This window comes from Nitrososphaera sp. AFS, assembly GCF_009898475.1.
Lineage (GTDB): Archaea > Thermoproteota > Nitrososphaeria > Nitrososphaerales > Nitrososphaeraceae > Nitrosopolaris.
This window is the reverse complement of sequence record NZ_QURE01000077.1, coordinates 271-6,303: the sequence shown is the minus strand read 5'-3', so window position 1 is coordinate 6,303 and position 6,033 is coordinate 271. Positions and strand designations below refer to the sequence as shown.

The 6,033-nt window shown below is 36.9% G+C and carries 2 protein-coding genes and 1 pseudogene; 1 reads left to right on the top strand and 2 read right to left on the bottom strand.

The window, feature by feature from the left end; genetic code table 11:
• On the bottom strand, nt 1–1,327 hold a 1,327-nt coding region (locus DYY65_RS08535), incomplete at its 3' end, for a sensor histidine kinase (RefSeq protein WP_201449420.1).
• 965 nt (nt 1,328–2,292) lie between these two features.
• On the opposite strand from DYY65_RS08535, the gene DYY65_RS08530 reads away from it, so the two are divergent.
• The gene (locus DYY65_RS08530; RefSeq protein WP_162477543.1) at nt 2,293–3,795 is read left to right on the top strand and encodes a hypothetical protein; all 1,503 of its coding nucleotides are present in this window, start codon (nt 2,293–2,295) and stop codon (nt 3,793–3,795) included.
• Between the two features lie 925 nt (nt 3,796–4,720).
• Here the strand turns inward: DYY65_RS08530 and DYY65_RS08525 are convergent.
• Nucleotides 4,721–6,033, bottom strand: a pseudogene (locus DYY65_RS08525) (PQQ-dependent sugar dehydrogenase); the annotation flags it as partial.

Sequence of the window (6,033 nt, the reverse complement as noted above, 5' to 3'; positions counted from 1 at the left end):
TTGAGAGTACCTCAGCTATTCTTGACTTGTCTACGTTTAATAAAATATCTTGTGGTTCATATGACAGCTGAAGGTTTTTGGTACTAAACTCGTTGCTTAATATTATATCGTCCATGGTATTGACAATTATATCTTTAAGATTGCATACTTCCTGATTCAGTTCAAATGTATGGCTTTCAAGCCTTGTAACATCCAATATTTCAGATGATAGCTTATTGAGTCGTTTCGCATTTCTGATGGTAACATCTAGCAATTCTTGTTGTTTACTATCTGTTATCTGGGAACGTAGAATTTGAGTTAGACCAATTATGGGTTGTATAGGGGTACGAAGCTCATGAGCTGCTATATTGACAAAGTCATTTTGCATTTTACTGAAATTTTGTGATTGCTCATACAATTCCGTTTGCTTCCAAAGGGTTTCAAATATAGTTGCATACGATGAAGCAATTGACGTATTATTAGAATATGTTGCCAAGCCACCAGCCTCGTATGGATTTTCTATTTTATCATCTATTAACTCCCATGTCATTACCTCTCTCCTATCTACAACGAGAATAGTGATTTTGGTCTCTAAACTCTTATCTGCAATCTTGATATTTATTTTCGGAACGAGCATTTTTAGATCTTTTACTATGGCCTCAGCTCTATCTCCATATGGAATCAGTAGCTTCACTATCGCCCCATTACGGATTGCGTCTGAATAGAGTTTATCTACACCAGCATTCATACCAATGACAAATGTCTTTGAAGTTGCCCATATCACCAAGACTTGTTCCTTTGCTGATTTTATTATATCATAGGCACGAGATATTGATACTGTAGTATCTTGGATTATCTCTGTTTTTGTTGGTTCAACTCCTTCTTCAATTTCTTTAATTACCTGTTCAGCAGGGCTAGCTACATTCCAGAGAGTTTCAAATAAATATTGCTTTGCCCCCACAATTGCTTTAACATTACTTATTATTGCATGCGATAGTTCATTTCTATCCGAAATTGCATGGTCCAGATATTCTACTCCGTCAGCTATTCCAAAACTACTCCTTACACCCTTTAAATGATTGACTTCAGCAATTTCCATCATCTTTTTGGCATAAGTGATATTATCTGCTGTAATCTCTGTAACCAGCCTCAATTTGACTCCTCTTTCTTTCAGATTGTTCAGACCATTCCAGATTACAGGGGTAGTGACATGCATGGCTAGTTCAGTACGATCAATGCAACCATCCAGAGTACTTTCTATCCAGGAAAAGGTTTCTAGCGTTTTTTTAATTATGTTCTCACTGCCATACAAAACCTCGGTAAGTTCTTTGTCTGAATGGGCTGCCAATTCTGGATATATCGATCATAAACCACTATTACATATTAATTACTACTGCTTTGTTGCATGATTAACTGTGCTTTGGATTATGCCTATTTGACCACTATACCTTTAGCTTGCCAGTAATTATTATTCAGGTATGGTTGATTGGTATTCCTACAACAAACTATTAGTTAGACGTGGTCGGGTCTTGGATTTTGATGTAGTCGATCGATGGATCGTGAATTATTTCTAATGAACAAAGGTATAGTCGGTTAATAAGCCCTAACTAGTTCATGCATACTCTCTAATTTCAAGAATTCTCGGTTGGAGATCTAGCGCTATGACTACATCTACGAAATTCTTGTCTTCAGATAACTTGATAGCTTGGATGGTTTCAGATTTTGATTTAAAATCATATATAACCTTCTCCTCCAGTTGGCATTTTGTCGTTCAATTTCCTCTTTGTGTTTATTGATTATTCTACCCATTTCGGTAAATGACGTATGTATTAGCTGCTCAATATGCCTAACCGTCCTACCCTGTAGGTATAGTTACAGAACACACTTCTCCTTCTGATCTCGTGTCGTTAGATTCCCATGCCTTATCTATTATACATATACAGACAGGTTCAGCTGTCGCCATTTCTTACCATCAAATTACCCATTGCTAACAACTTTTTACCACGGTGTTACCAGCTGCTACCACTATTTTTCCTGTTGCTGCCACCCATGTTTTCAGCTGCTACTAATGTCTTGGTACAATACCACTTGATTTCAGCTGCTACTGGCTGTTACTATAGAAATTGGGTCTTTCGAGAAATGTCATTCCCATATAATACTGTAAAAAAATAAAATTAGTTTAAAAGAATTATTCCACCGTCTTTGTCAGTATATCAACCTGAAATTTTGTCATATTGTAACGGAAATACCTATCGTGACAACCTAACCTGATCACTCCTTAAAATATGATGTTTCCCAATGTTTACCTATCCTATGACATCCCCTACCAACAGAGCTGGGCCAACTAGAACATGGAAAACCATTAACGGCAAGAAAGTAAAAAGTAAAGACGGAAAAGATATTGGGGAGATCAAGAAGATATCTGAAAACCATTTGCTATTAGAACATGGCAGAGTACACAAACACAGATTCTGGATTCCTAAATATGTGACCGATGCCTTCGATGGAAAAATATTATGGCTTATGCTAAGTGAAGAGGAGGTAAGAGGGAGATATCAATATGGCATAGAACCACCAACACAAGAAAATTATGCAAATGAATTTGAGCATTTTAGGAAAACACAATACGGACAAAAAATAAGTTACGCATCAGATTTTAATGAGAATATTCGAGTTGTAGAAAACTACAGCAATATTAGAGATTTACAAGGTACTGCCCAGACTGAGATCACAGGATCAGTCAACGAAGAAATAGGTATACCAAAAAAAGGGGAAGACCAAAAGGAGAAAGAAAAAAGTAAAGACACAGAAATGTCAAAGCGAGATGATATTCAATTAGCAGCAAAATACTATAGTAAACAACCTGTCAACATCGATCTACCTAAAACAATTGAGAGGTCAATCCAACCAGTTATGGATAATCCAACAGAGCCACAATCAAGTGGGGGAGAGCAGACGAAAAAAGATGATAATACTTCCAGTCCCAGTCCCATTAGGTTACCGCCATCATCCCACACAATAATAGAAATGCATCATGAAAATGGAGATGTAGAAAGCCGTTCTGTTGATCGTAAGGAAGCGGTAAGTCCTGTTAAAATTACCTCAAATGAACGTGAACAATCCACAATGCACTCAGCCACATCTACATCAGCTACCATGGACAAGCCAGGAAATGTATCCACTATTAAATCACCACTTTCATCGATGTACATGTCTCAGAAGAATAAAGAAATAGGTTCAAGCCCATCAGTAGTAGAAATAGGCCCAACGAAAATGGAGCAAAAGCCACTTGACAATAATCTTCCCAAGACCAGCATACAACCCCCAATGACGGTTTCCTCTCAGACTTTTATTGTTTCAGATAAAAACAAAGATACTGATACAGATATTCAGCCTGTATTAGCGCAAGTAACTCAGCCTATGGTTGAAGTCAGGCCAGAAGAGCAACAAATTATGCCAGTATCAGGAAAAAATGAAGAAACCAGCCTTGATTTAACCACCATAGCAAAATTAGAATCTACCTCAATAGAGGAGGTAAAACCGATTTCTACTAGTCTCAAGCCTGCTAACCTTGAGCAACGTAACCAGATATCTCTTTACAATGAGGACCATACATACACAGATAACAAGGATGTTAGTTCAGCATTAGGTGGTTATTTGAATCCATTTCTTGTCGGTATGGCGATGTGGCAAGAATGGCTGAATATGTGTAGCGAAGTTGCTGCAATTGGAGCCAGTTTGAGTCTTGATTGGTTTGAATCTTTTTGGAAATTCCTGATACCTTCCACTAAAGAGGCCACAGGTGACAGAAAGTGATAGATAATGCCAATACTAATTTGTGTTGTACTAGAATTAGCATTGGTTTGTAGAACTTTGTGTGAGTTTATATTCGAATGCTTCTTTGGCCTAATAATACTTGTATCCTAATTAGGGAGGTAATACACATAATATTATAGAGTGTAGCAATTCTTCATACTGCTCTAAAATGGCTAGGACATTAAGAATTGACAAGTCTCTAGGATTAATAACTATTGAATTAGATAAAACGGAACCGAAGCGCATATTGGATTCAATAGATCTAATGGTCCAAGAACGTAAGAGAAACTTGTTTAATGATAAGGAGATTATTTGTATTAAGTGACTTCATGATATATTATTTTTGGGACTCATGTATTTGGTTATATCACTGATATTGTCATTGGGATAATAATGACAGGAGATTTTGTTAATTGAGCATGAACTGAATAATCATTATTTGTTAGCGAAAAAATGATAGAAAATGAGAGCAAAATCAAGGGAGTCTTCAGTCGGCCAATCTTTTGACTCAATTAAATTATAAGTTTAGATTATTTTGTACGATAGAAATTATTAAGATATCCTGTAGGTTTTAGTCTATAATATATTATCGACTACCAAGTAATGATAGAATTTAGAAACTAAACAATAAATGGCTTGATTAAATCGAATAGATGTGACCAGTTGCAACCTAGTTGAACTCATTATATGTCTACTGTAGATTTCAGCAGTTAAATAGCTTCTATATTTGATATGTAGAATATGATATATGTGACACAGATACTTGACTAAACTGACCTGCTATTATGCTTGCCATGGGTATTAAATCATGTTACATACGGCTAATCTGCACCCTGTTTTCTAGTGTTTGGATAGTGAACTGGTACTATCCTGCAATATCAGGCTTACTGGCGGTAAAAAATAGATGTCACAATTTACACTAACTTTACTTGGTAACAGGAACTATTTTATATATTGTTCCTTGGTCAAAGGCCAGTACATATAGATAACCGTCGTAAGGACTTACTTTAAGATCAGTAATCCCACCAAAGCCCTTTCCAAATATTATTTGATCAAGAGAATCATTGTAGTTTTCTACGCCATCTGCAAGTGGACCGGGCTGAAACAATAATCCACTTCTTTGTGGGTTTAGTTTAAAGTGATAAATATTTCCGTTCAAGTCATCTGCAACAAATAAATCATTTCTATATAGACTTCCTAATTTGTTAGAATCAAGAAATGTAATCCCAGTAGGTACTACTTTCTTGAACCATGTAAACTGTGGGGGATAATACTTTCCTTTGCCACCGAAATAGACTAAATTATCTGGATGAAGTGGGGCAACATGCTGCCTCTCAGTCTGATCTGTATTGTAACCATGCAACCATATTCCGTCAATCTTGTTATAGCCACCGTTAAACCCCGGGTCAACTCTATTGATTTTATCGCCAAATAATATACCAATTTGTGTGTCCCATAGAATTCTTGTTATTGGATCGAAAGTAATCCCAAAACTATTCCATATTCCGTACGAGTAATAAAGGTTTAATGGATAGTTATTACCTAAGATGCCTGGTAATATTGGTTGACCGTTCTGAGTAACCCTGAGTATTCCGCTAGTTCCATCAGGCTCGCTTCCATTCTGGATATTCTGTGCTTTAGTATTATGGCCGTCTATACCAACATCTCCTATGGTAACGTATACATTGTTATCTGGCCCTACGATGACTTTACCCCCATTACCAATAGGTCCGGGGGTTGCTGGTAAGTCTAGCAGCAGTTTCGGATTTACTAATTTGTTGTCTGTCAACTCGTACCTGTATAGTCGATTACCCAAAGGTTGTTTTCCTTCTGTAATGTCATCTCCTGTATGTGTCCGAGCCTGGGTGTAGTATAGGAAAACGTAAGTTGTTGTATTATTACGATTACCACGGTTAGTAGATATTGCTGTTATAGAAGAAGAATGAGAAGCTACTGCAATACCTAACATACCCCTATGGCCATACGTTGCAACACTTGCATTAAGTACAGGTTGTTGCAGCTCGGTACCATTCACAATTCTCCTTACTGTACCCGCATCTTTCTCTGTAACCAAAATGTCATTAGGACCTATGAAAGTCATGCTGGTTGGATATTTCAATCCTGTGAATACCACTTCTGCCTTTAAGTAAGGATCGACTATTATTGGCCCTCTATGAGAGGGGAGAGCAACTTCTGGATATTTCGGATCTAAGGCCTTTGCAATATTGACATGATCAT

What these genes read in the sequence shown, in the direction of transcription:
- DYY65_RS08530 (WP_162477543.1), top strand. Translation starts at nt 2,293, where the DNA reads ATGACATCCCCTACCAACAGAGCTGGGCCAACTAGAACATGGAAAACC.